17 protein-coding genes are annotated in these 26,238 nt (G+C 60.4%); 11 read left to right on the forward strand and 6 right to left on the reverse strand.

The genetic code is table 11. The features are described 5' to 3' along the window. The first annotated feature begins 230 nt into the window (after positions 1-230). Positions 231-644, forward strand: a complete 414-nt coding sequence (locus FDY93_RS12285) for an acyl-CoA thioesterase (RefSeq protein WP_138236054.1) — start codon at positions 231-233, stop codon at positions 642-644. A gap of 62 nt (positions 645-706) precedes the next feature. On the opposite strand, the gene FDY93_RS12290 is transcribed toward FDY93_RS12285, so the two are convergent. Then, entirely contained in the window at positions 707-1,564 is an 858-nt protein-coding gene (locus tag FDY93_RS12290) for a universal stress protein (RefSeq protein ID WP_138236055.1), read from the reverse strand. Positions 1,565-1,869: 305 nt separating this feature from the next. Next, positions 1,870-3,378, reverse strand: a complete 1,509-nt coding sequence (locus FDY93_RS12295) for a SulP family inorganic anion transporter (RefSeq protein ID WP_138236056.1) — start codon at positions 3,376-3,378, stop codon at positions 1,870-1,872. A gap of 407 nt (positions 3,379-3,785) precedes the next feature. On the opposite strand from FDY93_RS12295, the gene FDY93_RS12300 reads away from it, so the two are divergent. The 6 genes from FDY93_RS12300 (at position 3,786) to FDY93_RS12325 (ending at position 11,350) form a co-directional block, all read left to right on the forward strand. Further along, on the forward strand, positions 3,786-5,066 hold the full coding sequence (locus FDY93_RS12300; RefSeq protein ID WP_138236057.1) for an efflux RND transporter periplasmic adaptor subunit: 1,281 nt from the start codon (positions 3,786-3,788) through the stop codon (positions 5,064-5,066). A 175-nt stretch (positions 5,067-5,241) separates the two neighbouring features. Further along, the gene (locus FDY93_RS12305) at positions 5,242-5,943 is read left to right on the forward strand and encodes an ABC transporter ATP-binding protein (RefSeq protein WP_138236058.1); all 702 of its coding nucleotides are present in this window, start codon (positions 5,242-5,244) and stop codon (positions 5,941-5,943) included. 10 nt (positions 5,944-5,953) lie between these two features. Then, complete coding sequence (locus FDY93_RS12310) at positions 5,954-7,267, forward strand: ABC transporter permease (RefSeq protein ID WP_138236059.1); 1,314 nt, start codon at positions 5,954-5,956, stop codon at positions 7,265-7,267. 35 nt (positions 7,268-7,302) lie between these two features. After that, positions 7,303-8,508, forward strand: coding sequence for an ABC transporter permease (locus tag FDY93_RS12315; protein WP_138236060.1), 1,206 nt, complete (start codon positions 7,303-7,305; stop codon positions 8,506-8,508). A 170-nt stretch (positions 8,509-8,678) separates the two neighbouring features. Continuing rightward, positions 8,679-10,025 (forward strand): sigma-54-dependent transcriptional regulator, encoded by a 1,347-nt coding sequence (locus FDY93_RS12320; RefSeq protein ID WP_138236061.1) that lies wholly within the window; start codon positions 8,679-8,681, stop codon positions 10,023-10,025. Beyond that, positions 10,025-11,350 carry a sensor histidine kinase gene (locus FDY93_RS12325; RefSeq protein WP_138236062.1) on the forward strand — a complete coding sequence of 442 codons (1,326 nt, stop codon included), beginning with the start codon at positions 10,025-10,027 and terminating at the stop codon, positions 11,348-11,350. Before FDY93_RS12320 ends, FDY93_RS12325 begins: the two co-directional genes overlap by 1 nt. Before the next feature lie 53 nt (positions 11,351-11,403). Here FDY93_RS12325 and FDY93_RS12330 read toward each other — a convergent pair whose 3' ends face one another. After that, on the reverse strand, positions 11,404-12,363 hold the full coding sequence (locus tag FDY93_RS12330) for an AraC family transcriptional regulator (protein WP_205828012.1): 960 nt from the start codon (positions 12,361-12,363) through the stop codon (positions 11,404-11,406). A gap of 349 nt (positions 12,364-12,712) precedes the next feature. On the opposite strand from FDY93_RS12330, the gene FDY93_RS12335 reads away from it, so the two are divergent. Continuing rightward, the gene (locus tag FDY93_RS12335) at positions 12,713-13,846 is read left to right on the forward strand and encodes an efflux RND transporter periplasmic adaptor subunit (RefSeq protein WP_138236063.1); all 1,134 of its coding nucleotides are present in this window, start codon (positions 12,713-12,715) and stop codon (positions 13,844-13,846) included. 80 nt (positions 13,847-13,926) lie between these two features. Further along, on the forward strand, positions 13,927-17,160 hold the full coding sequence (locus tag FDY93_RS12340) for an efflux RND transporter permease subunit (RefSeq protein ID WP_138236064.1): 3,234 nt from the start codon (positions 13,927-13,929) through the stop codon (positions 17,158-17,160). Between the two features lie 90 nt (positions 17,161-17,250). Here the strand turns inward: FDY93_RS12340 and FDY93_RS12345 are convergent, their stop codons facing one another. The 3 genes from FDY93_RS12345 to FDY93_RS12355 are packed head-to-tail and all read right to left on the reverse strand — an operon-like array spanning position 17,251 to position 21,736. Further along, on the reverse strand, positions 17,251-19,032 hold the full coding sequence (locus FDY93_RS12345) for an ATP-binding response regulator (protein ID WP_138236065.1): 1,782 nt from the start codon (positions 19,030-19,032) through the stop codon (positions 17,251-17,253). A gap of 8 nt (positions 19,033-19,040) precedes the next feature. Further along, a complete protein-coding gene (locus FDY93_RS12350) occupies positions 19,041-19,649 on the reverse strand; it encodes a response regulator transcription factor (RefSeq protein WP_138236066.1) in 609 nt (202 codons plus the stop codon). 35 nt (positions 19,650-19,684) lie between these two features. Beyond that, on the reverse strand, positions 19,685-21,736 hold the full coding sequence (locus FDY93_RS12355; RefSeq protein WP_138236067.1) for a hypothetical protein: 2,052 nt from the start codon (positions 21,734-21,736) through the stop codon (positions 19,685-19,687). Between the two features lie 339 nt (positions 21,737-22,075). Here FDY93_RS12355 and FDY93_RS12360 point away from each other — a divergent pair, with 339 nt between their 5' ends. After that, a complete protein-coding gene (locus tag FDY93_RS12360) occupies positions 22,076-24,703 on the forward strand; it encodes a TonB-dependent receptor (protein WP_138236068.1) in 2,628 nt (875 codons plus the stop codon). Between the two features lie 76 nt (positions 24,704-24,779). Beyond that, positions 24,780-26,219, forward strand: coding sequence for an alkaline phosphatase PhoX (locus FDY93_RS12365; protein WP_138236069.1), 1,440 nt, complete (start codon positions 24,780-24,782; stop codon positions 26,217-26,219). The last annotated feature ends 19 nt before the right edge of the window (positions 26,220-26,238 follow it).

Raw genomic sequence — 26,238 nt, forward strand, 5'->3', positions numbered from 1 at the left:
CTACGTCGGCGGCGTGGCCCGGCCGCTTCAGCGCGGCGCCTTCGGCCCCTGTCGCCGACGCTTCTGAAACCTTTCACCCGGCACCTTTCCTTCGCATTCAGGTATTCACTTCGAACCAGAAAATATTCACAGCTTCTTGGCACGCTAAATGCAATTTCTCTCCTGGGGCCGTTATGGAATACGGCAATATTTTCCCCCCAACCCAGGGTCAACCAGCGAGGTAAATTCTCATGAAGTACTACTCACGTCATTTCGTAAAACCCGGCGACCTGAATCCGGCCCAGCGTCTGTTTGGCGGCCAGGCACTGGCGTGGATAGATGAGGAGGCGGCTATTTTTGCAGGGTGCCAGATGGGCACCGCCAACATCGTGACCAAGCTGATGTCTGAAATTGATTTTGTGAGTTCCGCGGTGTGCGGGGATATCGTGGAGTTTGGGTTTGAGGTAGTGGATATTGGTCGCACGTCGCTGACGGTGCACTGCGAAATGCGCAACAAACAGACCCGGGACCTGATTGTGCGGGTGGATCGTATCGTGTTTGTGGCACTGGATGCGGAAGGGAAGCCGACGCCGCACAAAAAGGCGGGGATGAGTGTCGAGCAGGCGGCAAATGCAGCCAATTCGGAAAGCAGACTCGCCAGCTGATTTTCCCGTTGAAGAGGCCCGGAGCGTCATGCTCCGGGCTTTCAGTTTTCCGCCGGATTACGTCAACGCAGTAGCAGCAGTGGTTGATTGGTCCCCAACAACATTTTGGCAGTGACACTGCCAAGTAGCAGATCGCGCAATTTGCTGTGGCTGAACGCCCCCATCACCGTCAGGTCGATATCGTGCTCCTGCTGGTAGCTGATCAGCGTATCCACCGTCTTGCCCTGCAGGTTGGCGCTGGTTACCGAAACACCGCCAACACTCAACGCCTGAGCCCCTTCCGCCAGCACCGTCTCGGCGCCATCGCCCACATATACCAGATGGCACTCCACATGTTTGAACAGCGCACTGTGTGCCACCATATCCAGCGCCTTGCGCGCTGCTTCGCTGCCATCGTAGGCCAGCATGATGGAACGCGGCGCACAGAACTCGCGGTTCACCACCAGAATCGGCTTGTGCAGTGACCGCACGATCGACTCCAACTGCGCACCCAAACCCCGATTCTCCTCCCCGTGCTCCTCGCCGCGAATCCCCAGCACCAGAACCCGGATATGATCCTCCAGCTCCACCAGCGACTCGATCAGCGAACCGTGACGCTGGCAGGTAACCACCCTCTCAGCCCCCGCATCCACCGCCCGCTCCCGCGCACGCTCCAACATCTGCCGCCCCTGCTCAAGCTGCAACTTTGAGCGCTGCTGCTCCAGACTCGTCAGCTCCTCCAGCAATTCCTCCTGGCTGCCGAGCCCGATGCTCCCGGTCAGATCCGCTACCGCAGGTGTAGAGATTCGTTCGATGTTGTGCAGAAGCTTGATGGGCGCACCAACGGTGGTGGCAATCCACGTGGCATAGTCGCAGACAGCACCGCTGAAACGGGAGCCGTCGATACAGGAGAGTACAACAGGATCTTTCTGTTCGGTCATTATTATTTTCTCTCGTTATCGCAAGTCATTTTCGAAGTGCAAACATCAGACTTGAAGCTCTGGTGGCGGGGGAATGATTTCAAAAGCGTCGCAAACAGGGACGTTTGCGACGCAGCTTACATGGGTTAGGCAAGCGTTTGCGAAGCATGCTTCGCGCGCCGCCTAACGACGCCAATCTGTGATTGGCGGCCGGCCCCGCTTGCGGGTATTCACAGGGGGGCGCCTAGCCCGGTTTTGAAATCATTCCCCCGGTGCCTGAGCGCCACAGGGCGACACTACGAAGTACCCGACCAAACGAGGCCGGATCAGTGCCCGCCCAATACCTTCTCAATTTCCTCAGGCTTATCGTGCACCCCAAAGCGGTCCACAATCGTCGCACTGGCATCATTCAAGCCGATCAACTCAACCTCCGCGCCCTCGCGACGGAACTTCACCACCGCCTTGTCCAGGGAATACACCGCCGAAACATCCCAGAAATGCGCCCGGCTCAGGTCAATCACCACCTTATCCAGCGCCTCCTTGAAATCAAACGCCGCCACAAACTTATCCGCCGAATTGAAGAACACCTGCCCGATCACCTTATAAGTCCGGCAATTCTTCTCCTCATCCAGCTCCGAGCTCACATACATAAAGTGGCTCACCTTGTTGGCAAAGAACAGCGACGCCAACAGCACCCCAACAAAAACCCCAAAGGCCAGATTGTGGGTAAACACTACCACAATCACCGTCGACAACATCACCAGATTAGTCGACAGCGGCAGGCGCTTCAGATCGCGGATCGACCCCCAATTGAAGGTACCGATAGACACCATGATCATCACCGCCACCAGCGCCGCCATCGGGATTACCGCCACATAATCGCTCAGGAACACCACCAGCGTCAGCAAACCAACACCCGCCACCAGCGTGGAAAGGCGCCCGCGTCCGCCCGACTTCACATTGATCACCGACTGGCCGATCATCGCGCAACCCGCCATACCACCCAGCAGGCCCGCACCGATATTGGCGATACCCTGACCTTTGCACTCACGGTTCTTGTCACTGCTGGTATCCGTCAGATCGTCCACGATGGTGGCGGTCATCAGGGATTCCAGCAACCCCACCACCGCAAGACCGGCGGAATACGGAAAGATGATTTTCAGAGTCTCGAAATTGAGCGGCACGTCCGGCCACAGGAACACCGGCAATGTGTCCGGCAGATCGCCCATATCGCCCACGGTGCGGATATCCAGCCCCAGCGCTACGGCTGCCGCAGTACAGGCGAGAATGCACACCAGCGGCGACGGCAGGATCTTGCCCACCACCGGCACATAGGGAAACAGGTAGATGATGCCGAGGCCCGCCGCAGTCATCGCGTACACATGCCAGGTGACATCGACAAGTTCCGGTAGCTGCGCCATAAAGATCAGGATCGCGAGCGCATTCACAAACCCAGTAACCACCGCCCGCGATACGAAGCTCATCAGGCTGCCGAGTTTGAGATAGCCGGCGATGATCTGCAGAACCCCGGTCAGCAGCGTTGCCGCCAGCAGGTATTGCAGTCCATGCTCCTTCACCAGAGTCACCATCAACAGCGCCATGGCACCGGTGGCCGCGGAGATCATTCCCGGGCGACCGCCAACAAAGGCGATGACGACGGCGATACAGAAGGAGGCGTAGAGGCCTACACGGGGATCAACCCCGGCGATGATGGAGAAAGCGATGGCCTCGGGAATGAGAGCGAGGGCAACCACGAGGCCGGCGAGCACGTCGCGGCGGATATTGCCGAACCAGTCGTTTCTGGTGGACGACAACAGGGTGTTGGAGAACTGCATAATCGAAAGAGCCTGTCTGGAGAGTCTTGTTCTGGCCCTGAAAAGGGGGCGCGGATTCTAGCATCTCGGGGTTGCTGGCTAAACAACCGTCAGGGTTTCATCTCTCGAGCCTGCAAGGCAGGCTCCTACACGATCCACGTCGACCTATGTCGCTTTTTACCACCCCTGTCCGCTTCCGTGGACACGCCCTGTCCGGACACTTTTTCCGGACACTTCGACGGCTCCAATAAAATATTTAAAAAATTTATTTCCTTTAATTTTCAATGACTTAAATCCTAAATTCGCATTGGCACGGCAATTGCGATAAGGCCACTGCATCCGGAATTTCAACCGTGCATCCGCGGCGCAAGAAGCCCGCGTCTCACTGGCAGAACAAGACAAACCGATATTCAGTACTTGGGAGCAACATGATCAGAGATACCTCCGGGCAGGACGTCCAACTCACACCGCAAAGCCCCTGGAAGAACCCGCGCCTGCTGAAACGCGCTGGCCTCGGCCTCGGCGCCGCGGCTTTCGTGGTTTGGGGGATGATGAGCTGGCAGAGCACCAGTGCGGTGGACGCAAGCCTATCGCTGTCGCGTATCAACGTTGCCGCGGTAGAACGCGGGGACCTGGTGCGGGATCTGGTGGTGCAGGGCAAGGTGGTAGCGGCCAACAGCCCCACCCTGTTCAGCCCCGCCCAGGGCATCGTGAAATTTGCGGTAAAGGCCGGCGATGCGGTGGCCCAGGGGCAGTTGCTGGCAGAAGTGGAGAGCCCGCAGCTGCAGAACCAGCTTGCCCAGGAAAGTGCACTGTACAACAAACTGAGCGTGGAGCTGGCGCGCCAGAAGATCCAGGCCAAGCGCCAACGCCTTGAAAACACCCAGAAGGCAGACCTCGCCGAAGTGAATCTCATCGCGGCCCGCCGCGAGCTGAAGCGCGCGGAAATATCCATGGAAAAGCAGATCATCTCCCAACTGGACTTTGAAAAGGCCAGCGACGACCTGGCCCGCGCGGAACTCGAACACGCGCAGGCGGTACAAAACGCGGCGCTGGAAAACGAAGCGCTTACATTTGAAACCCAGACCCTGCAACTGCAGGTGGACCAGCAGAAACTGCAGATGGAAGAACTGCAGCGCAAGGTCAACGAGCTGCAGATCGTCTCCCCGGTCGACGGCACCATCGGCAGCCTCGCCGCCACCCAGCGCGCCGCCGTAGCCGCCAACGCACCACTGCTCACCGTCGTCGACCTCACCAGCTTCGAACTGGAAGCCGCGGTACCGGAAAACTACGCCGACGACCTCGGCCTCGCCATGGAAGTGGAAATCAACATGGCCGGTAAAAAACTGCCCGGCGAAATTACCGCAATCGCGCCTGAGGTGATCGACAACCAGGTCGTCGCCCGCGTGCGTTTCACCGGCGAGCAACCGGCCAACCTGCGCCAGAACCTGCGCCTCACCGCCCGCGTGCTGCTGGAAAACCGCAGCGATGTGCTGCTGGTCAAACGCGGCGCCTTCCTCGATCAGAGCGGCGGGCGTTTTGCGTGGAAGCTGAACGACCAGAGCCAGGCGGTGAAGGTGCCGATCACCATCGGCGCGCTGGGATTGAATCAGGTGGAGATCGTCTCGGGCCTCGACGTTGGAGACCGGATCATCACCTCTTCCGCGGAAGAACTGGACAAGGCGCAACTGGTCGCACTGAAAGATTGATAAACCGTAGGAGCCTGCTTGCAGGCGAACGAAATTGGCACCGAAGGTTCGCCTGCAAGCAGGCTCCTACGGCGAAGAACGATTTAGAACCGCACGGTGGATCGGCGCAGCGAATCCACCATTCGAAATACGGCGAAATACTTTTAATTCGAATCAAATGACAAGGAAATCCACCATGCTGAAAATGCACAACATCCGCAAAAGCTACCGCACCGACACCATTGAGACACACGCGCTCCGGGATTTCAGCCTGGAAGTGAACGAGGGAGAGTTCGTATCCGTCACCGGCCCCAGTGGCTCCGGTAAAACCACCTTCCTCAATATCGCCGGCCTGCTGGAAACCCCAACCGGCGGCCAGTACCTGTTGGATGGGCAGGAAGTGGGCAACCTCTCCGACCGCGAGCGCTCGCACCTGCGCAATGAAAAAATCGGCTTTATTTTCCAGGGGTTCAACCTGATTCCCGACCTCAGCCTGTTCGACAACATCGACGTGCCGCTGCGCTACCGTGGCTTCAACGCCAAGGAACGCCGCCGCCGTATCGAAAAATCTCTCGAACAGGTCGGCCTTTCCGCCCGCGCCAAACACCTGCCCGCACAGCTTTCCGGTGGCCAGCAACAGCGCGTTGCCATCGCCCGCGCACTGGCTGGCGAACCCCGCTTCCTGCTCGCGGACGAACCCACCGGTAACCTGGACTCCCTGATGGCACGTCAGGTGATGGAACTGCTGGAATTTATCAACCAATGGGGCACCACCATTGTTATGGTCACCCACGACCCGGATCTTGCGCGCCGCGCCCATCGGAATATCCAGATCGTCGATGGCCAGGTGTCCGACCTGCGCCAAAACATTGCTGCAGATGAAGCGGCCATCGCCTGAGGACGTTGCCATGATTGGATATTACATTTCTCTCGCGCTGCGCAGCCTGCGGCGCACCCCGATATTGAGCGCACTGATGGTCGCGGCCATTGCCGTGGGTGTGGGCGCCGCCATGACTACGCTCACCCTGAACTACATGATGTCGCGCAACGCACTTGCGGACAAAGACGATGTGCTTTACGCCGTGCAACTGGACAACTGGGATCCGCACGAGGCCGCCGACAACCCCAGCGAAATGCCGTGGGAGATCACCTATAAAGATGCCATCAGCCTGCTGCGCTCGGACATCCCGACCTATCACGTAGCGATGCACCGCTGGGGCGGGCCCATTACCCTTGAAGACTCCACCTTACGGCCCTACACAGCACAGGCGCGCGTAACCAGCCGCGACTTCTTTGCGCTGTTTGATGTTTCGTTTGTCTACGGCGGCACCTGGGCCGGGGAAGCAGACAACAATGCCGTGTTCCAGGTCGTTCTGAACAAGTCCACCAATGAAAAACTGTTCAACGGCGAAAATAGTGTGGGCCGCACGATCAACTTCAACGGAGCTCCCTTTACGGTGGTCGGCGTGGTCGAGGACTGGCATCCGAGCCCCAAGGTCCACGATCTGAACAATGGCGACTTCATGAAATCCGCGGACATTTATATTCCTTTCGGCCTGCATCGCGTGCTCGAAATCCAGACCTGGGGCAACACCAATGGCTGGAAGCCGGAAAAAATTGAAAGCTACGAGGATGGCCTCGGTGCCGAGTACGTGTGGGTTCAATACTGGGTGCAACTTGATAGCGCGGAGCAACGCCAGCGCTATGAAGACTTCCTGACCGGTTTTATCCAGGAACAGAAGAGCCAGGGCCGCTTCCCGCGCCCGCTGAAATTCGGCCTGAGCAAACCGTCCGAGTGGCTGGTGCTGAACGAAGTGGTCGACGGCGATGATCGTATGCTGAACTGGCTGTCGCTCGCCTTTCTGCTGGTTTGCCTGGTCAATGCTGTTGCCCTGCTGCTGGCGAAGTTCCTGCGCAAGGCACCGGAAACCGGTGTGCGCCGCGCCCTCGGCGCAAGCCGCAGCGCCGTGTTCAGCCAGCACTTGGTGGAAAGCGGCTGCATCGGACTCGCCGGTGGTCTGATCGGCATTCTGCTGACGCTGGCCGGGCTGGCACTGATCCGCCAACTGTCGATGGGTTATATGGACAGCGTCGCGTCCATGGACTGGCTGATGATGCTCAGCGCGATCGGGCTCGCGATACTTTCCAGTCTCCTGGCAGGGCTGTATCCCGCGTGGCGCATCAGCCGCACCAACCCATCCATCTATCTGAAAACCCAGTAAGGCCACACGTCAGCAAGACCCACAAGGAAACTACCATGCTGGAACTTAGACCTATTTTATCCGCGCTCTGGCGCCACAAGATTTCCGCGCTTCTGATCGCACTGCAGCTCGGCCTCACGCTGGCCATCGTCAGCAACGCGAGCGTCGTCATCCAGGAGCGCGAAGAGAGAATTGCCCGCCCCACCGGCATAGCCGAAGCGGACATCGTCACCGCCCATTTCATGCCGATCCCAAAGGACTATGACTTGCTCGAGGCCTTCCGCCTGGACATGGACATGATCCGCCAGCTACCCGGTGTTGCCGCCGCCACCATCAGTCGCGCACCCTTGGCCGGCAGTGGTTCCTCCGGTGGATTCCACACCAAGCCCCACCAGGAAGTCGGCTCCACCGGGGCCGCGTTCTTTAGCGGGGACGAACACTTCATCGATGCCCTCGGGATGAAGCTGGTCGCCGGCCGCAATTTCACTCCGAGTGAAATTCGGATAATGGAAAGCAGCTCCAGTGAACGTCCAACCATAACCATTATTACCCAGCAACTGGCGGACACCCTGTTCCCCGAAGGCAATGCGCTAGGCAAATCCCTCTACTTCGGTGGCGACGACAATCCAATGGAAATAGTAGGCATTGTCGAGCGCAATCTGGGCCCCTGGCCAAACTCGTCGGTCGCCGGCAACACTGTTTTTTTCCCGGCCATTATGGAGACCCAGTGGTACGACTATATTGTGCGCGCCGAACCCGGCCAGCGCGACGCCGTACTGAAACTGCTGGAGGAAAAAATGGCGGAGCGCGACGCAGAGCGGGTGATTGAAGTGAAAACCCTGACAGAGCAGAAAACCCGCTACTACGCCGGTGACAACACCATGATCAAGGTACTGACCGGCGTCGTTAGCCTACTGACGTTTATCGTCGCCCTCGGTATCGTCGGGCTCACCGTGTTCTGGATTACCCAGCGCCAGAAGCAGATCGGCGTGCGCCGCGCCCTCGGTGCCACCCGCACCGCCATCAGCCGCTACTTCCTGCTGGAGAACCTGATGATCGCTGCAACTGGCGTCGCACTCGGCACCGCCGCCGCACAGATCTTCAACCAGTTCCTGGCCAGTGAATTCGGCCAACCGGCACTGCCGCTGTCTACAACCCTGGTCTGTGCCTTTATACTGCTCGCTGTCAGCCTTACCTCGGCCCTGGTGCCGGCACTGCGCGCCGCGAATATCTCGCCGGCGATGGCAACGCGCAGCGTGTAAATTTTCCGGCACGGATGTAGGAGCCAGCCTGCTGGCGAACAGGAATAAGCACAAGAGACGGTTTGCCTGTAGGAGCCTGCCTGCAGGCGAACGAGATCTCGCACGCGAACCGGTTCGCATGCAAGCAGGCTCCTACAGGAACTGAGCTAATCAATCAGGGAGAGTTGGACTTGGACAAGGTCCTAATCATCGACGACAACACCGGCATCATCACCGCTCTCTCGCTGTTGTTGTCTCTCCACGACATCCACACCTTTTCCGCCATCACACCCCAGGCGGGCCTGCAGCTGCTGCGGGAAAACCCGGACATCGGCCTTGTCATCCAGGACATGAACTTCACCGCCGATACCACCTCCGGCGAAGAGGGCCGAGCGCTGTTTTTTGCCCTGCGCGAACTGCAACCGGATATCCCCGTCATCCTGCTCACTGCCTGGACCCAGCTGGAAATGGCGGTGGAACTGGTTAAGGCCGGCGCAGCCGATTATGTCGGCAAACCCTGGGACGACAACAAACTTATCGCCACCATTAAAAACCTGCTTGAGCTGCACGATCTGCAGCAACAGCAACGCCAGACCCAGCGCCGCGAACAACAGGCGCGGGAACAGCTGCAACAACAGTTCGACTTACAGGGTATCGTCTACCGCAGCAGCAGCGTGCAGAAGCTGCTGGAAGTGGCCACCCAGGTCGCCCACGCCGATGTACCGGTGCTGATCACCGGCCCCAATGGCGCCGGCAAGGAAAAGATCGCAGACATAGTGCAGGCCAACTCAAGCGTAAAAGACGGCCCCTATATCAAGGTCAATGTCGGCGCCCTGCCGGAAGAACTGATGGAAGCAGAGCTGTTTGGCGCGGAAGCGGGTGCCTATACCGGCGCTGGGAATAAAGTGCGGCAGGGCAGATTCGAAGCCGCCGACGGCGGCACCCTGTTTCTCGACGAGATCGGCGAGCTCTCAGCCAGCGGCCAGGTTAAACTGTTGCGGGTGTTACAGACCGGGGAATTTCAGCGCCTCGGCAGCAGCCAGACGCGCAAGGTCAAGGTGCGTGTGATCAGTGCAACCAACAGCAACCTGCCGCAGATGATCAGCGATGGCCGCTTCCGCCAGGACCTGTTTTACCGGCTGAACGTCATCGAACTCAAACTGCCGCCACTGGCGGACAGGCCAGAAGACGTCCTGCCGCTCGCGCGCGCCTTTCTCGCCTGGACCGGAAAACAGTTGAGCCCACAGGCTCAACAGCAAATGATGCGCTATAGCTGGCCCGGGAATGTGCGCGAGCTGCAGAATGTCATGCAGCGCGCCGCGGTCCTGACCCGCGGCGATATTATTGACGAAGCCACCCTCGCGCTACCGGAAGAAGCTCTGCAAAAAATCCCGGAGCACAGTTTCGAACCCGGCCGTGAACTGCTGGAACAGACACTCGCCAGCTGCAACGGCATCATCGCCCAGGCCGCGCGCGAGCTGGGCCTCAGCCGTCAGGCTCTGTATCGGCGCCTGGACAAATACGGAATTCCCTATTGATGCCCCGCACCTCCGTTGAAGGCAGGATTTTCGCCTGTACACTGTTCGCCGTCGCCATCGGGACCGGCCTTCCCTTTGCGCTACAGGAACTCGGCGCCGATGCCCGGCTCGCCTGGAGCGCGGGCCTGCTGCTGGCCATGGTCACCACCTGGTTGCTGCTGCGACCACTTACCCGCTCACTAAACCGCGCCCTCAGCAGCCTGCAAAGCGGCCTGCTGAATTTTCGTGACGGCGACTTTTCCATTTCCCTTGCACTCAAAGGCAACGACCAACTGGGTGAACTCGCCGAACTGTATAACGAAGTGGGAGAAATCCTGCGACGGGAGCGCGCGCACATTCACCAGCGGGAACTGCTGTTGGACACCGTCATCCAGAGTTCTCCGCTGGCACTACTGCTGATCGACCACAGTGAACACATCATCTACGCCAACACCAGTGCGCGGCACCTGCTGCATGGCGGCAGACCGCTGCAGGGGCACACACTTGCGCAGATTCTGCCCCACTGCCCCCCGGAACTGGCGCAAGCGATCGAGAAAAAGCAGGACGGCCTCACCAGTTATCTCGACAAGGAAAGCAGCCATACCCTGCACATCAGCAACAGCACCTTCGTGTTGAACTCGCAGAAACACCGCTTGATTCTGTTGCGCGAAATGACCCGGGAATTGACCCGCGCCGAAGTGCAGGTGTGGAAAAAAGTCATCCGCCTGATCAGCCACGAGCTGAACAATTCCCTCGCCCCCATTTCCTCGATGGCGCACAGCGGCAAAATGCTTTCGGAAAAGCTGCACTCGGAACAACTGGCCGGCGTATTTGATGTTATTGCCGAACGCTGCCGGCACCTGACTGACTTTACCCAGGGCTACGCCCGCTTTGCCAAACTACCTCCCCCCGTATGTGAGGAAGTTTCGTGGCACAAGCTGGTATCGCGGTTACAGCCATTACAGCCGTTTCAGTTACAGGGAAATGTCCCAGCGCGCCCGGGTTATTTTGATCCCGCGCAAATGGAACAGGCATTACTGAACCTGCTGAAGAACGCCGCAGAATCGGGCAGTGCAGAGGAGGAAATTACGCTGCGTATCGAAACCGATGTTCACGGACAACTGCTGACCGTCAGTGATCGCGGCACCGGCATGAGCGAGAAAGTACTGCAACAGGCACTGTTGCCATTCTTTTCCACCAAGCCCCAAGGGGTTGGCCTGGGGCTAGCCTTGTGCCGGGAAATTGTCGATGCTCACGACGGACAGATTCAACTGCACAACCGCGCCGGAGGCGGCCTGCAAATCAGCCTGTGGCTGCCATGGGCAAAAGGAAACCCAGCGCATTGAGTGTATGAATCCAGGTTCTGAAACAACCTGCCATTCCCGACCGCCAGTGAATATCAGGCTGATACCTGCTGTTCCCCGCGCAGCTTATTCACATCCGCGCGCGGCGGTGCACCAAACATACGGCTGTACTCGCGGCTGAAGTGGGATGGGCTCTCGTAGCCCACGCGGTAACTCGCAGAAGCCGCTTCCAGTCCCTCACTCAGCATCAACCGGCGCGCTTCATGCAAACGCAGTTTTTTCTGGAACTGCAACGGCGACATTCGCGTGACCTGTTTGAAGCTGTGGAACAGCGACGACTCACTCATATTGGCACGATCCGCCAGTTCGCGAATGCGCAGCGGTTCAGCGAAGTGGTCCTTGAGCAGAGCGATCACCCGCGAGATCCGGTTGGCCTGACTATCCGCCACGGCAAACTTGCGAATGCGCGCGCCCATTTCTCCTCTCAGCACACGGTAAAGAATTTCCTTGCGCGCCAGCGGCGCCAGAATCGGCGCATCCGCGGGATTGTCCAGCAAATTCAGTAGGCGGCTCACCGCATTCAGCAAGCCGATATCCATCTGCGCCATACACAGGCCACAGTTCACTTCCGGACAGCTGAAGTCCGCCTCCACAACCGGTGCCTTTTCTCCCAGCTCCAGAATCAGATCGGTCACTTCCTTGGGTTCCACCACCAGTTTGACGGCAAGGTACGGCTGCTCCGCCGAGGCGACCACCACCCTGGCCGACACCGGCAGGTGAACCGAGGAGGCCAGATAGTTTAGAGGGCCGTAGGCAATTTCCTTGTCGCCCAGCTGCAACACTTTTTCACCCTGCACGATAAAACCGAGTGAGGGTTCGTACACACTGGAAATACAACTCGTGGTGGCCACGTCTGAGCGGATCAGGCCGACGCCCGCGAGCGCGGACTGCTGCATCCCGGTTTCCGGTACCCAGCGCAGGATATTGCGCACCAGACCTTTGCGCATGGCTTCCATTTCCCGCTCGACCGCTTTACTGCGTTGTTCCCCCGGCATACGCCCTCCCGATAACACTTAAGACAGACCGCTGGCCAGTATACGGAGTTTCAGGCAAGCCACTTAGAACTTTGCAGTATTGGGCAAGCACTGGGCAGTAATATGCAAGCCACCCCCAGAATGTGACAAAAGCGCTACCAGTTCGGCAGGCAAGAACAACGCAAAAAAATATACGGCGGAGAATCGCGGCGACTCGGCCGCGAGTCCAACAACTCACCAATTGCGCGGGGATTACAGAATCAGGCAATCAGACAACAGTAACCGGATACCGTCCGATGGCGTGGAGCCGCTAAGGTATGCGACCGGTGGGGAGCTGTTCTCCCCACTCAAGTAAAGGAGTAAGCACCCAATGCCAAAACATATCCTGATCGGTCTCGCGGCCCTGTTACTGGCAGGATGCAATGCCGATGATACGGAAGGGCAGCGGCCGCCGCCCATGCCCGTGGAGGTGGTAGAAATAACCGCGGAACCAGCGACCCTGTGGAGTGACTTTACCGGGCGTGTGGCGGCACCGGAAACGGTGCAGCTGCGCGCGCGGGTCAGCGGTTATATCGATAAGGTCGCGTTTACCGAGGGCGAACTGGTGGCGCGCGGGGATCTGTTGTTTGAGATAGACCCTCGCCCCTACCGTGCGCGCGAGCGCGCCGCACAGGCGGAATTAACCCGCGCCCGCAGCCAGCTGACCCTGAGTGAAAGCCGCGCGCAACGCGCCAGCCAGTTACTCGCAAGCCGCGCCATTTCCCGCGAGGAAAACGACCAGCGTCAGGCCGCACTGGCATCCGACCGCGCCGCCGTCAGTGCTGCAGAAGCGGCGCTGGAAAGCGCGCGCCTGGACCTGCAGTTCACTCAGGTCAAGGCGCCCATCAGCGGCCGCGTGGGCCGCGCGCAAATCACCCGCGGCAACCTCGCCAGTGCCGACGATACGCTGTTGACCACACTGGTGTCCGTCGATCCCATGTATGTCTATTTCGAAAGCGACCAGACCAGCTTCGCCGGCAGCCGCGATTTCTTCACCCTGAAAGAGCGCCCGCAGGTGCATATCGGGCTGGTGGGTGAAAGCGGATTCCCGCACACAGGCGAGCTGGATTTTATCGACAACCGCCTGAACAGCCACACCGGTACCATGCAGTTCCGCGCCCTGGTGGCCAACCCTGAGGGCAGCTTCCGGCCCGGGCAGTTCGCGCGCGTGCAGATGCCCACCGCACAACTCGGCGATGCACTGCTGCTGAACCGCAAAGCGGTGCTCACGGACCAGGACCGGCGCTACGTGTATGTGGTGAACGCGCAGAACCTCACCGAACGCCGCGAGGTGCAGACCGGTCCGGAGCAGGATGAACGGGTCCTCATTCGCAGCGGGCTAGAGCCCGGCGAGCGGGTTGTGGTCAACGGCCTGCAGAAAATCCTGTTTCCCGGTATGCCGGTGGAACCGCAGCTGGTGCAAATGCGAGAAACAAAAACCTCGCAACAGATCGCCGGTCGCTGAACGCCTCTCCCCTCCCGTTAAAAATGACTGAATTTCAAATTTCCGTGCGGTTTCTCCCTCCGCACACGGGGTAACGCTGTATGAATTTTTCCCGATTTTTTGTCGACAGGCCGATCTTTGCCTCGGTGCTGTCGATCATCATCTTCGTGGTTGGCCTGATCAGTATCCCGGTGCTGCCGGTGAGCGAATACCCGGAAGTGGTACCGCCGAGCGTCGCGGTGACCGCACGCTACCCGGGCGCCAACCCCAAAACCATTGCCGAAACCGTCGCCACGCCGCTGGAGGAAGCCATCAACGGCGTGGAGGACATGATCTACATGAAATCCGTCGCCGGCAGTGACGGCACCCTGTCGCTGACCGTGACCTTCAAGCTGGGAACAGATCCGGACCAGGCCCAGGTGCAGGTGCAGAACCGGGTATCCCAGGCGCTGCCGCGGTTGCCGGAAGACGTGCGCCGCCAGGGCGTCACCACCCAGAAGCAGTCCCCCAACCTGATGATGGCGGTGCACCTGCTGTCGCCAGACGACCGCTTCGATGCGACCTACATCCGCAACTACGCGGTGCTGCATATTCGCGATGAACTGGCGCGCATCCCCGGCGTGGGTCAGGCGGGGCTGTTCGGCTCCGGCGACTACGCCATGCGCCTATGGGTAGACCCGCAGAAAGCCGCAGCCCTTGGCGTGACTGCGTCCGACATTGCCAGCGCGGTGCGCGAGCAGAACGTGCAGGTTTCCGCCGGCCAGATCGGCGCCCAGCCGATGCCGGGGGAAAACGACTTTCTGATCTCCATCAACGCCAAGGGACGTCTGACGAGCGCGGAAGAATTTGGCGATGTGGTGCTGAAAACCGGCAATGACGGCGAGATCACGCGCCTGCGGGATGTCGCGCGTATCGAGCTGGCCGCATCGGAGGACACCTTGCGCGCGCTGCTGAACGGCCGCCAGGCCGTGGGCCTGCCGATCTTCCAGGCACCCGGCTCCAACTCGCTGGAGGTCGCACAGGCGGTGCGCGAGAAAATGGCCGAGCTGGACGATCACTTCCCGGAGGGACTGGAGTGGGAGATCGCCTACGACCCGACGGTATTTGTCAGCACCTCGATCAAGGCAGTGATCAAGACCCTGCTGGAGGCGGTGCTGCTGGTGGTGCTGGTGGTGATCCTGTTCCTGCAGACCTGGCGCGCATCGCTGATTCCGCTGTTGGCTGTGCCGGTGTCCATCATCGGTACCTTCGCCGTGCTGCAGCTGCTGGGCTTTTCCATCAATACCCTGACCCTCTTCGGCATGGTGCTGGCAATCGGCATCGTGGTGGACGATGCCATCGTGGTGGTGGAGAACGTCGAGCGCAATATCGAAGAAGGGCTGAAACCACTGGCCGCCGCGCACCAGGCGATGCGCGAGGTGAGCGGGCCCATCGTCGCCATCAGTCTGGTGCTGTGCGCGGTGTTTATCCCCATGGCATTCCTGGATGGCATCACCGGCCAGTTCTACCGCCAGTTCGCCATGACCATTGCCATTGCCACGGTGATCTCCGCGGTCAATTCACTGACCTTGTCACCGGCGCTGGCGGCGACGCTGCTGAAACCCCACGGCGCCGCGCCAGACCTGCCCGCGCGGGTGATCGACCGCCTGTTTGGCTGGATATTCCGCCCGTTCAACCGCTTCTTCAACAAGAACGCCGAGCGCTACCAGCACCTTGTGGGCCGCAGCCTGAACCGGCGCGGCCTGGTGTTCGCGGTCTACGCGCTGCTGCTGGCGGGCACGGTATTCATGTTCAATCAGGTTCCCGGCGGATTTATCCCGACCCAGGACAAAACCTACCTGGTGGGCAGCATCCGGTTGCCGGAGGGCGCCTCGCTGGATCGCACCGAGGCCGTGGCGCGGCGCGTAAGTGAACTGGCACAGGAAACCGAGGGCGTGTCCCACGCCGCCGCGTTTGTGGGTTTCAATGCACTGCAGCGCACCAACACGCCGAACGTCGGTACGGTGTTTGTGCTGTTCGACGATTTCAGCGAGCGCGATCGCAGTGCCGAGGAGATTGCCGCGGAGCTGAACGGTAAGCTCGCGGGTATCAAGGAGGGGTTTGCGGTCAGCTTTATGCCGCCGCCGATCTTTGGCCTCGGTGCCGGTTCCGGTTACTCGCTGTACATTCAGAATCGCAGCGGCGCCCAAGACCCCACCGGCGCCGGTTACGGCGAGCTGCAAACCGCCACCAACGGACTGGCGGGCGCCCTCAGCCAAACGCCGGGGCTCAGCTATCCATTCAGTTCCTACCAGGCCAATGTGCCGCAGCTGGATGCGGAGGTGGACCGGCTGCAGGCTAAAGCGCAAGGCGTGCGCCTGGACGACCTGTTTGGCACACTGCAGCTGTATTTCGGCTCCCTGTATATCAATGACTTTAACCAGTTCGGGCGCACCTACCGGGTGATGGCCCAGGCGGATGCGCCGTTCCGCGACGAGATTGCCGATATCGACCATCTCTACACCCGCAACAACCGCGGCGAAATGGTGCCGATCAACACCATGGTGCAGCTGAAGCAGAGCTATGGACCGGACCCGGTAATCCGTTACAACGGCTACCCGGCCGCTGACCTGCTGGGCCAGTCCAACCCGGCGGTGCTGTCGTCAAGCGAGGCGCTGGCAACCGTGGAACGGGTGGCGGAGCAGACGCTGCCGGCGGGTATGACCATCGAATGGACCGATCTCAGCTTCGAGCAGGTTAACCGCAGCAACGCGTCGATGCTGGTATTCCCGCTGGCGCTGCTGCTGGTCTTTCTGGTGCTGGCTGCGCTCTATGAGAGCTGGGTGATGCCACTGGCGGTGATACTGATCGTACCGATGTGTCTGCTGGCCGCGCTGTTCGGCGTGTGGCTGACCGACGGCGACAACAATGTGTTCGTGCAGGTGGGTCTGGTGGTGCTGATGGGGCTGGCGTGCAAGAACGCCATCCTGATCGTCGAGTTCGCCCGCGAGCTGGAACTGGAAAAAGGCCTGGATCCTGTGCGCGCCGCACTGGAAGCCTGTCGCCTGCGCCTGCGCCCGATCATCATGACTTCGGTGGCGTTTATCGCCGGGGTGGTGCCGCTGGTGATGGCCAGCGGCGCCGGTGCCGAAGTGCGCAACGCGATGGGCATCACGGTGTTTACCGGCATGATCGGCGTGACGCTGTTCGGCCTGCTGCTGACGCCGGTGTTCTATGTGGCGCTGCGCAAGCTGGCGGGACCGGCAGCGCCGGCCGCAGAGACCACCGCGCCCCACAGATCCGGTACCGAGGAAATGCCGCAGCTAGCGCCGCTGGCGGATGCGGCAAATCACTGACGGCTTCGGCACTAAGCAACCCGGGAGGGCACCCCGCCCTCCCGGCCTCCCGCCCTCCCGGCCTCTCCGCGGGAGCGAGCCGATCTTCGCTCAACTCGCTCCCGCAACACCATCCGCCCGTTCACCCACCAACTGGACCATGACCCGGTACAGCGCATCGGCCTCAAGGGGTTTGTGCAACAGTGCCGAACCCACGCGCTGTACTTCGCGCAGGCGATCCGGGGCGGTATCACCGGTAATGACGATCGCAGGAATGTCGTCTCCGTAGCTCTGGCGCAACACATCGATCGCCTCGGCACCGGTTTCTCCACCACGAAGTCGATAGTCCACCACCAGCAGATGCGGTGCGGGCAGCCCCAGGCGCAATGCGTCCACGGCGGATTCGGCCACTTGGCAGTGGCAGCCCCAACTGGCCAGCAAGACGCGCATGGCCTCGCGCACCTCCGGGTCATCATCGACGACCAGTACCGAAATAGGCACCAGGAACTGGCGCTGGATCGCGGGCATTGGGGTTTCGACCACGGCCGCCGCAGCCAGCGGCAACGCGAGCCGGAACAGGGAGCCCCGCCCGGGACGGGACACCATGCTCAGATCCGCGTTCAGGGCCCGACACAATCCGGTGACGATCGCGAGCCCGAGACCCAGGCCCTTGCGGCGGTCGCGCTCCCGATTACCGATCTGGAAAAACTCGCGAAAAATCGCCTGCTGATACTCTGGCGCAATACCCACGCCGGTGTCCCTGATCTCGACCCAGACCCGATCACCGCGCCGCCGACAGGCCACCAGCACACCGCCGCGCTCGGTGTAGTTGATGGCGTTGTTGATCAGGTTTCGCAGAATCCGCTCCACCAGTACAGGGTCGCTGTTCACCGCCAGGCTGGTATCGCGGCTGCGATAGACCAGGCCGCGGGATTCGGCCATCGGCGCCAGTTCCTGCTCCAGTTTGTGCATCACCGCCTGCAGCGCAAAACTGCGCAGTGCGGGCACCACGACACCGGCATCCAGGCGGGAAAAATCCAGCAGACCGCCGAGCAGTCCATTGGCGGAACGGGACACCAGCTTCAGCTTGTCGAGGATGGAGCGTTGATCGACATCCAGGGAAGTCCGTCCCAGCGCCTCCAAAAACAGACCCAGAGCGTGCATCGGCTGGCGCAGATCGTGACTGGCGGCGGCGAGGAAGCGGGACTTGTCGCGGCTGGCCTCCTCCGCCGCCCGCCGGGCTTTGGCCAGCAACCGGGACTCCTCCCGCAGGCGGGCCACCAGTTCATCATTGGCGAACTGCAGCCGTATTTTCTCCTGGCTGGCGGCCTGCGCCCGAGATGCAAACAACAGCATACAGCCAATCAGCAGCACCACGATGATTCCCATGGCCACCGACAGACTGTCCGCGCGCAGGAAGAAGACCGCGGTCAGCGGTGCCAGCGACGGCAGCATAAAACTGCAGTACAGGGGCAGACTGGCACCGGTCAAGGGGAAGGTGCCGGCACAATGCACGGAAATCACCGTGGTGAGAAACAGCAGCGTGGTCAGGCTGTCGGGACCCGGCGCCACAAACAGGGCGAGCCCGCCCCACACCACACCGGCACTGCCGAATACGCCAATCATCACCCGGAACAGGGCTCGGGGTGGCAGGGTGCGCCGGGCCAGATCCCACAGCAGCAGCGCGGTAAGCAATTGCAGGAGGAGGTAGATCGGCAGCCAGTACAACAGGCGCCACTGTTCAAACAGCAGCGCCAGCGTCAGCACCGAACCGGTGCCCATTAGGGTAGCAACGACCACACCGGGGGGAAGATTGCGGCGGACCTCGGCCATCTGCCCGGCCAGTACGGTATCCGGCGGCAGGCGCCATAATCCTGCAAATCGGTGAATCACCTGGCGGTTCAACGAATCCAGCCCCGGCGGTGCGCGGCCATCACTGCCTCGGTCCGGCTGGTGGCGCCGAGCAACGCCAGAATCGCGGAGACATGTACGCGCACGGTGTTTTCCGACAGCCCCAGATGGCGGGCGATCGCCTTGTTGCTGAGCCCCTCGCCGAGATGCCGCAACACATCCTCCTGGCGGGGTGTGAGGCCGGTGGCCTGGGCTTCGGGAATTGGCGGGAAGACCCGATCACCGCGCCAGACCCGGAGGATCGCCTCGCAGATTTCCTCGCCGCTGGCGGACTTCTCCACGAAACCGGCCGCCCCCTGCCCCAGAGCCAGCTGTCGGTGAACCGGGTCTTCGCTGCCGGACAACACCAATACCGGTACCCCGGCAAATGCCTGTTGCAGACTCGCCATTCCGGCCAACCCATCCACACCGGGCAGGGCAATATCGAGCAGAATCATACCCACCGGCGGTGCCGCATCGACAAAGCCCAGGGCTTCATCGATGGTGCCTGCCTCATACGCGCGCCCGAGCCCGGGCCGGTCCCGCAACAGCAGGACCAGTCCTTCGCGGAACAGGCGATGATCATCCACCAATAACAACGAGCGGGATGTATTGTTCAACCCTTGTGTACTCCTTTCGCGGCTTGCCCGCCCGACTATGCGCCGTAGCCTTCACAGGTCTCGCCCTCGGCCACGGCGGTATACTCCCGGCTGGTGCGGCTCATGTCTTTGCCGTCCATCAGGATACCGCCGCGACTGCCGGTGAGAGGGCTGAAATTATCCTCTGGCAACTCCACCGCGCGCCACTGGGTTTCGCCCGGATGGCAGACCAGAATGGTCTGATGCTGGCGATGAATACCCCCTTCTCCCTCCTGCCATTTGAATACCACGTAGCTTTCATCGAAGCCGCCGTACCAGGAGCGGGTGTAGGCCGTGTCCTCCTCAAACCGAATCCAGAAGGCGGAACCACTGTCCAGAGAAAAATAGTAACTGTTACCGGGAAGCGCTTCCGCCAGTGAGGGTCCGGTGGCCGTGAATGCGGTCAGGTCCTGTGGGCGCTGCTGATAGGCCTCCGCCGCCGCGGCGGAAATCCCACCGGTGAAATGCACATAGGCGCTGGGCACGTTCGTCTCCGGCCCCGCGGTGTCATCCACCGCATCGAAGGCCCCGGTCACCACCATCGAAACCCCATCATCATCCACCTGCAGAGCGGACACCGTGGCGTTCGCAAAGCGGCCTGGATTTCCCTTTGCGTCAATCTTGCGCATCCAACCCGGCCGCCCGTCGCGGTCAAACTTCATCAGGGTCAGATATTGGCTATCCAGTGAATTGTGGTTTTCGGTATCCACCAGGGTCTGCGCCATCAGGTAGAAGCCACCATCCGGAGCGGGCTTCATAAACGACAGCGCGTGGCGATAGTAGTGGCTAAGTACATCGGCGGTCTTCACCCCGTCACCTTCCCCACGCAGACTGGTAGCAAAATCGCTTCCCGCGGTAACCTGATCGTCCAGTACTTCAATCGCAATGGCCGCTCCCGGCTGATCCGCACCGGGCTTCCTGGAGTAAGCCATAAACAGGCGGCCACCATCACCGGCGATGATCGCGTTGGTAGCGACCCGCTGATCATACCAGGTGCCGTTGTTGTCCAGGCACTCCGCACAGGCCGGCAACAGGTGCTCCCGGGCCGGCAAATCCACCCCGTTCAACAGGTCAGACAAGCGGAAACTGCGCACCCGCGAACGCTGGCTCTCAGCGTTGGGATATTCCGGCGAGTCGTACAGGGAGTAGCGCTCTATCACACCATCGCGCTCGTTGTAGACATTTTCATTTTCGCGTTCGATCAGGTGCAGCCAGTTGTCCTTCTCAATCACCTGATGTCCATAGGCGCGGGGTACCAGAGCAAAACTGTCCCTAGCCACGGTCAGGTCGGCCCGATTCAACAGGTGGAAACGGATATTCGTGATGTTCGGATTCTCGCCGGTATAGCTGTCGAGCAGGATGTAATCGTCCAGCACCTCCAAGGTACTCAACGCCAGCTTCTGGCCGGATAGCGCCAATGCCGGAGCCAGCACCTCGTGCGCCTCCGGTACCAGCTCGCCATCGGTCACCCAGTATCGGCTCAAAACGTGGCGGAGGTAGGCTTCGCCATTCTGATGATGGCGGCTTTCCGTCACCATAAACAGGCGCAGCCTTCCATCGGGATCGTGCACAACATCAAACAGACCACTCGCGGAGTTGATCAACTCCACCCCCGCCATCCCGTGGGCCGCCGCCAGGCCATCCACCGGCATCGGCATGAGCGAACGCGCCGCGGTTTTGCGATCCAGAGCCGCCACATACCAGTGGTCTTTGCCGTCGGCGGTGCCGCTGTTCAACAGTTTCAGCAGCATGTACTCCACGTCATCAACCATCGGCTTTTTGCCGTAGAAGTGCCCGGGATACGTCACCTCACCGGCTTCCTCCAGCCACAATTTGACATGCGCCTCATCAAGCGAAAAATCCCGGAGCTGGCCATCGCTGTCTACTTCGAGTTGCCAGGAAAGGAAGGGGGCACTGTTACCGCCACTGCTACTACTACTGCTGCTACTGCTGCTCCCACCACTGCTGCTGCCGTCGCCGCCCGGATCACCACTACCGCCCGCACTGCCGCCACCTCCGCCACACCCGCACAGGAGAAGCACGCTCATCAAACAAGCCCATTTGTTCATTATCGTTCACCTCAACATGGTCCCGGCACGGTTGGGGCGGGAATTTACTGGAGGCAAAGAACATAGAGCCGGAGCCGCGCGAATACCATTACACAGATGGACTATGCGGGAAGTGGGGTAACGGTCGGATGGATGTCTATCAGCGTCAGGCAATGCCGCTGTTTGCACTGCTGCAAAAACTGCGGCACGCAATTGCAACATGCCTACATGACCGTTGTATGAATATTTTCCACACGGTAAAAAAATATTTTTTTCTCATTTTTTCTGTCCCCTTTGGCCGAGGATTTCTCTCTTAGGTGATCGTCTGTAGACACATTAAAAGTCACCATTGGGGGAAACATGCAACAACGTCATTTGCGAAAAAAACTGCTGCCTACATTGATCGGTGCCATAGCCGCCGGCTCCATTTCACTGAACACAAACGCCCAGCAGGATATCGCCGAACTGGAAGAAATCATCGTCACCGGCAGTTACAGCCGCAGCCTGCAGTCCGCCATCGACGCCAAACGCAATGCGCCGAGCGTAACCGACGCCATCATTGCGCAGGACATCGGCCAGTTCCCCGCACAGAATATCGCCGAAGCACTGCAGCGGGTTACCGGGGTATCCATCGTGCGCGACCGCGGCGAAGGGGTCTATGTGCGGGTGCGTGGATTGGGTTCCAACTTCCAGGTCACCACCCTCAATAACCGCACCATGGCGGTCAATGAGAATGTCAGAACGTCCGGCCAGTTCGGTCGGCAGTTCCGCTTCGATACGCTGCCGGCGGAACTGGTATCCGCGGTCGAAGTCATCAAGAGCCCCACCGCCGCCCACGACGAGGGCGCCATCGGTGGCACCGTGAATGTAAAAACTTTCCGGCCGCTGGAACTGGGTGAAACCACCTTCAGCGCGTCCGCCCGCGCCAGTCACGCGCAGCTGGCGGAAGAGACCGACCCAAGATTTTCCGGTCTCGCCAACTGGGTCAACGAAGACCAGACGTTTGGCTTGCTGGTATCCAGTGCCTACGCCGAGCGCAGTGTACGCCAGGATCGCGCGATCAATTTCGGCTGGACCGAACTGGAAGAAGGCCTGGATACCGACGGCGACGGCACCCGCGATAGCGGCCCGCTGATCACACCGGGAGGTGTTCGCCCGACACTGGAACTCGAGGACCGCGAGCGCTTTGGTCTCTCCACCGCCATGCAGTGGCGTCCGTCCGACAATCTGGATATCAACCTGGACCTGCTCTACGTGGATCAGGAAGTACAGTACGACGAATTCACCTACAGCGCCGACTACGATCCCGCCAGTCTGGTGCCCGGCACCGCGATTATCCGCGACGGCGCACTGGTCGGCGGTACCATCACCGATGGCTCGGTGCAAATCGGTCGCGAGAGCTCCGGCATTCACGACGAGAACCTGTCTATCGGTCTGAATGCGGAGTGGCTGGTGGACGACTGGACGCTTTCCGGCGACCTGTTTCACTCCAGCGCGGACAGCGAAGATTCCGATCCCATCAGACGCACCCGCTTCCGCGTGACCGAGGGCATCGGCTTCTCCTTCCTGTTCCCGAAAGTAGACGGCGACTCCGTGCCCAGTATTGAGTACGCCAACGCGGACCTGAACGATCCATCACAGTGGCCGGGCCGCCGGCTGGAATGGCGCACCATCCGCGCCAATGACGAAGAGCAGTCCCTGCAGTTCGATGCCAGCAGAAGTATTCAGTTGGCCGGGTTTACCGAGTTCGCTACCGGTATCAAGTTCCGTGAACGCACGCGGGATTATTTCCGTCGCGACCTCCGCTTGAGCGAGGGAGTGGAAGGCGAGACATTTGACTCGAGCTATTTCACCGCGTTTCCCGCGGATGATTTTCTCGGTAATGCCAACGGCAGCCTGCCCCAGGTCTGGCTGGTACCCGACGAGGATAAATTCTGGAGTAACTTCCCCAGCGCAGAACTGCTCGCCGCCGATCTTACCAGTGGCGACCTCGGCAACTCCTATCGTATCGAAGAAAGCATCCGCTCTGCCTACGCCATGCTGAATTTAGACAGCGAACTGGCCTCCATGCCGCTGCGCGGCAATCTGGGTGTGCGTGTAGCCCAGACCGAGCAGGTTTCCTCCGGACATGCGACGGTGGATGGAGAGTCTACGCCGGTGTCTTTCAGCAACGAATATACCGATGTATTGCCTTCGGTGAATTTCGCTCTTGACCTGCGCGACGACCTGATCACCCGCGTCGCTGCCGCCAAAGTGATCACCCGTGCGGACCTGCAGGACATGGCGCCGCGCCTGACATTCAATTCCGGAGACATACTGACCGCTACCGGCGGCAACCCGAATCTGGAACCGTTCGAGGCCTGGCAGTACGACGCGACCCTGGAGTGGTACCCGCAAGAGAGTACCGCGCTCACCGCAGGGGTTTTCTACAAGGATATTTCCACATTCATTCAGACTCAGATTTCCGATCTGGAATTCAATGGCGAAGTCTACCGCCTGACCTCCAAAGTGAATGGCTCCAATGCCGAGGTCTCCGGTCTTGAGCTGGCCTACCAGCAGGTGTTCAATACCCTGCCGGCGCCCTTCGACGGACTGGGTGTACAGGCCAATTACACCCTGACCGACTCCAGCGCGGTCTACGTGGACGGTGATGAGCGCATCAAAGGTGAGCTGGAAGATGTGGCAAAAAACAGTTACAACCTCACCGCTTTTTACGAAAAAAATGGCCTGGCGCTGCGCTTTAGCTACAGCTGGCGCGACGGTGTGCTCAATCAGATCGGCACCAACAGCCTCGCCTCGGAAAACAACGCGGAATTTGGCTCCCTGGATTTCAGCGCGGCCTATGACCTCAGCGAAAGTACCTCGCTTTTCATTGAGGGCATCAATGTCACCAATGAAGTTCAGCAGCTGTTTGTGGATGGCGACGAGTTCCGCAGTTACACCGATTACGGGCGCACGTTTGTTCTCGGTGCCCGGGTAAAACTGTAACAGGCCCGGTTCGGGCGCCCACTCGATGCGGGAGCGGTTCACACCGCTCCCGCCTTTTTGCATTCACGAGGTAAAAATGACGCTTTCACGCAGACAGTTTCTGATCAACGCCGGCGCCGCCGCGGTGGCGTTTGGCGGCCTCTCCAGCCTGCCGGCACTGGCGCAGGTCTATGCCGTCGACCCTCTGCGCGGTACCGACCGCTTCGGCCAGCTTTTTCGCGATCCCGACGGTATTCTGAATCTGCCACAGGGCTTCAGCTACCGCGTTATCTCCCGCACCGGCGACACCATGTCCGACGGCCTCACCACCCCCAGTGCACCGGACGGCATGGCCGCGTTTCCCGCACCGGGCAAGCCGGGTTACAGCCTGCTGGTGCGCAATCACGAACTGGATTCCATCGGCCCGGAAATCGGCCCCTTTCACCATGCGCCGGCGCGCGCACGCGCGATGCGCGACCGCGCCTTCGACCTCTATCAAGACAAGCTGCCGGTCAATGGCGGGACCACCACCCTGCTGTACAACCACCGCAGCGGAACGGTGGAGAAATCGCACCTGAGCCTGCTCGGCACCACCCGCAACTGTGCCGGCGGCGCCACACCCTGGGGTTCGTGGCTGACCTGTGAAGAAAGTCTCGCGGGGCGCGCTGAAGGTTTCGGACGCGACCACGGCTTCGTATTCGAAGTCCCCGCCAACGCAGAAGGGTTAGTGACACCAGAGCCACTCACCGCCATGGGACGCTTTGTTCACGAGGCCGCCGCCGTCGACAGTAGCTCCGGCATTGTCTATCTCACAGAGGATTACGATAACGCGCTGTTTTATCGCTTTCTGCCTGCGCAATCAGAACAACTTCGGCATGGTGGGCAGCTGCAGGCGCTAGCCATTAAGGGGTGGCCGGGCGCACTCACCCGCAATTGGGAGGAGGACAAAAACAAGGCCGAGGCCAGTGCGGTGAGCGTGGGGCAGAAATTCCAGTGCACCTGGATAGATCTCGAGGATGTCGCGTCGCCGGACGGCGATCTCAGCCTGCGCGGTGCCGCTGCCGGCGCCGCACGCTTCTGTCGCTGCGAAGGCGTGGCTTTTGCACTGCGCGCCGACGGCCGCCGGGAAATCTACTTTGCCGCTACCGGCGGCGGGCCGCAAAAGATCGGCCAGATCTGGTGTTACCGCCCCGGGCGGCACGAAGGCGCCGGGCATGAAGTCGTCGGTGAACTGGAGCTGGTTTACGAGAGCCGCGACCGCGCACTGCTGGAGTCCTGCGATAACCTCGCCATCGCCCCCTGGGGTGATCTGATCATCTGCGAAGACAGCTATTCCAGCAGCCCGGATATGGTCAACTATATCCGCGGTCTGACACCGGAGGGAAAACTCTACACCCTGACCATGAACGCGCACCCTGACAAAGGGGAGTTCTGCGGTGCCTGCTTCTCGCCGGATGGATCAACGCTGTTTGTGAATATACAGCGCCCCGGCATGACTCTGGCCATCAACGGCCCCTGGAGCAGACTGCGGGCATAATCTTTGACGCTTAAATGTC

This window comes from Microbulbifer harenosus (assembly GCF_005771435.1).
In the GTDB taxonomy this organism is placed as follows: domain Bacteria; phylum Pseudomonadota; class Gammaproteobacteria; order Pseudomonadales; family Cellvibrionaceae; genus Microbulbifer; species Microbulbifer harenosus.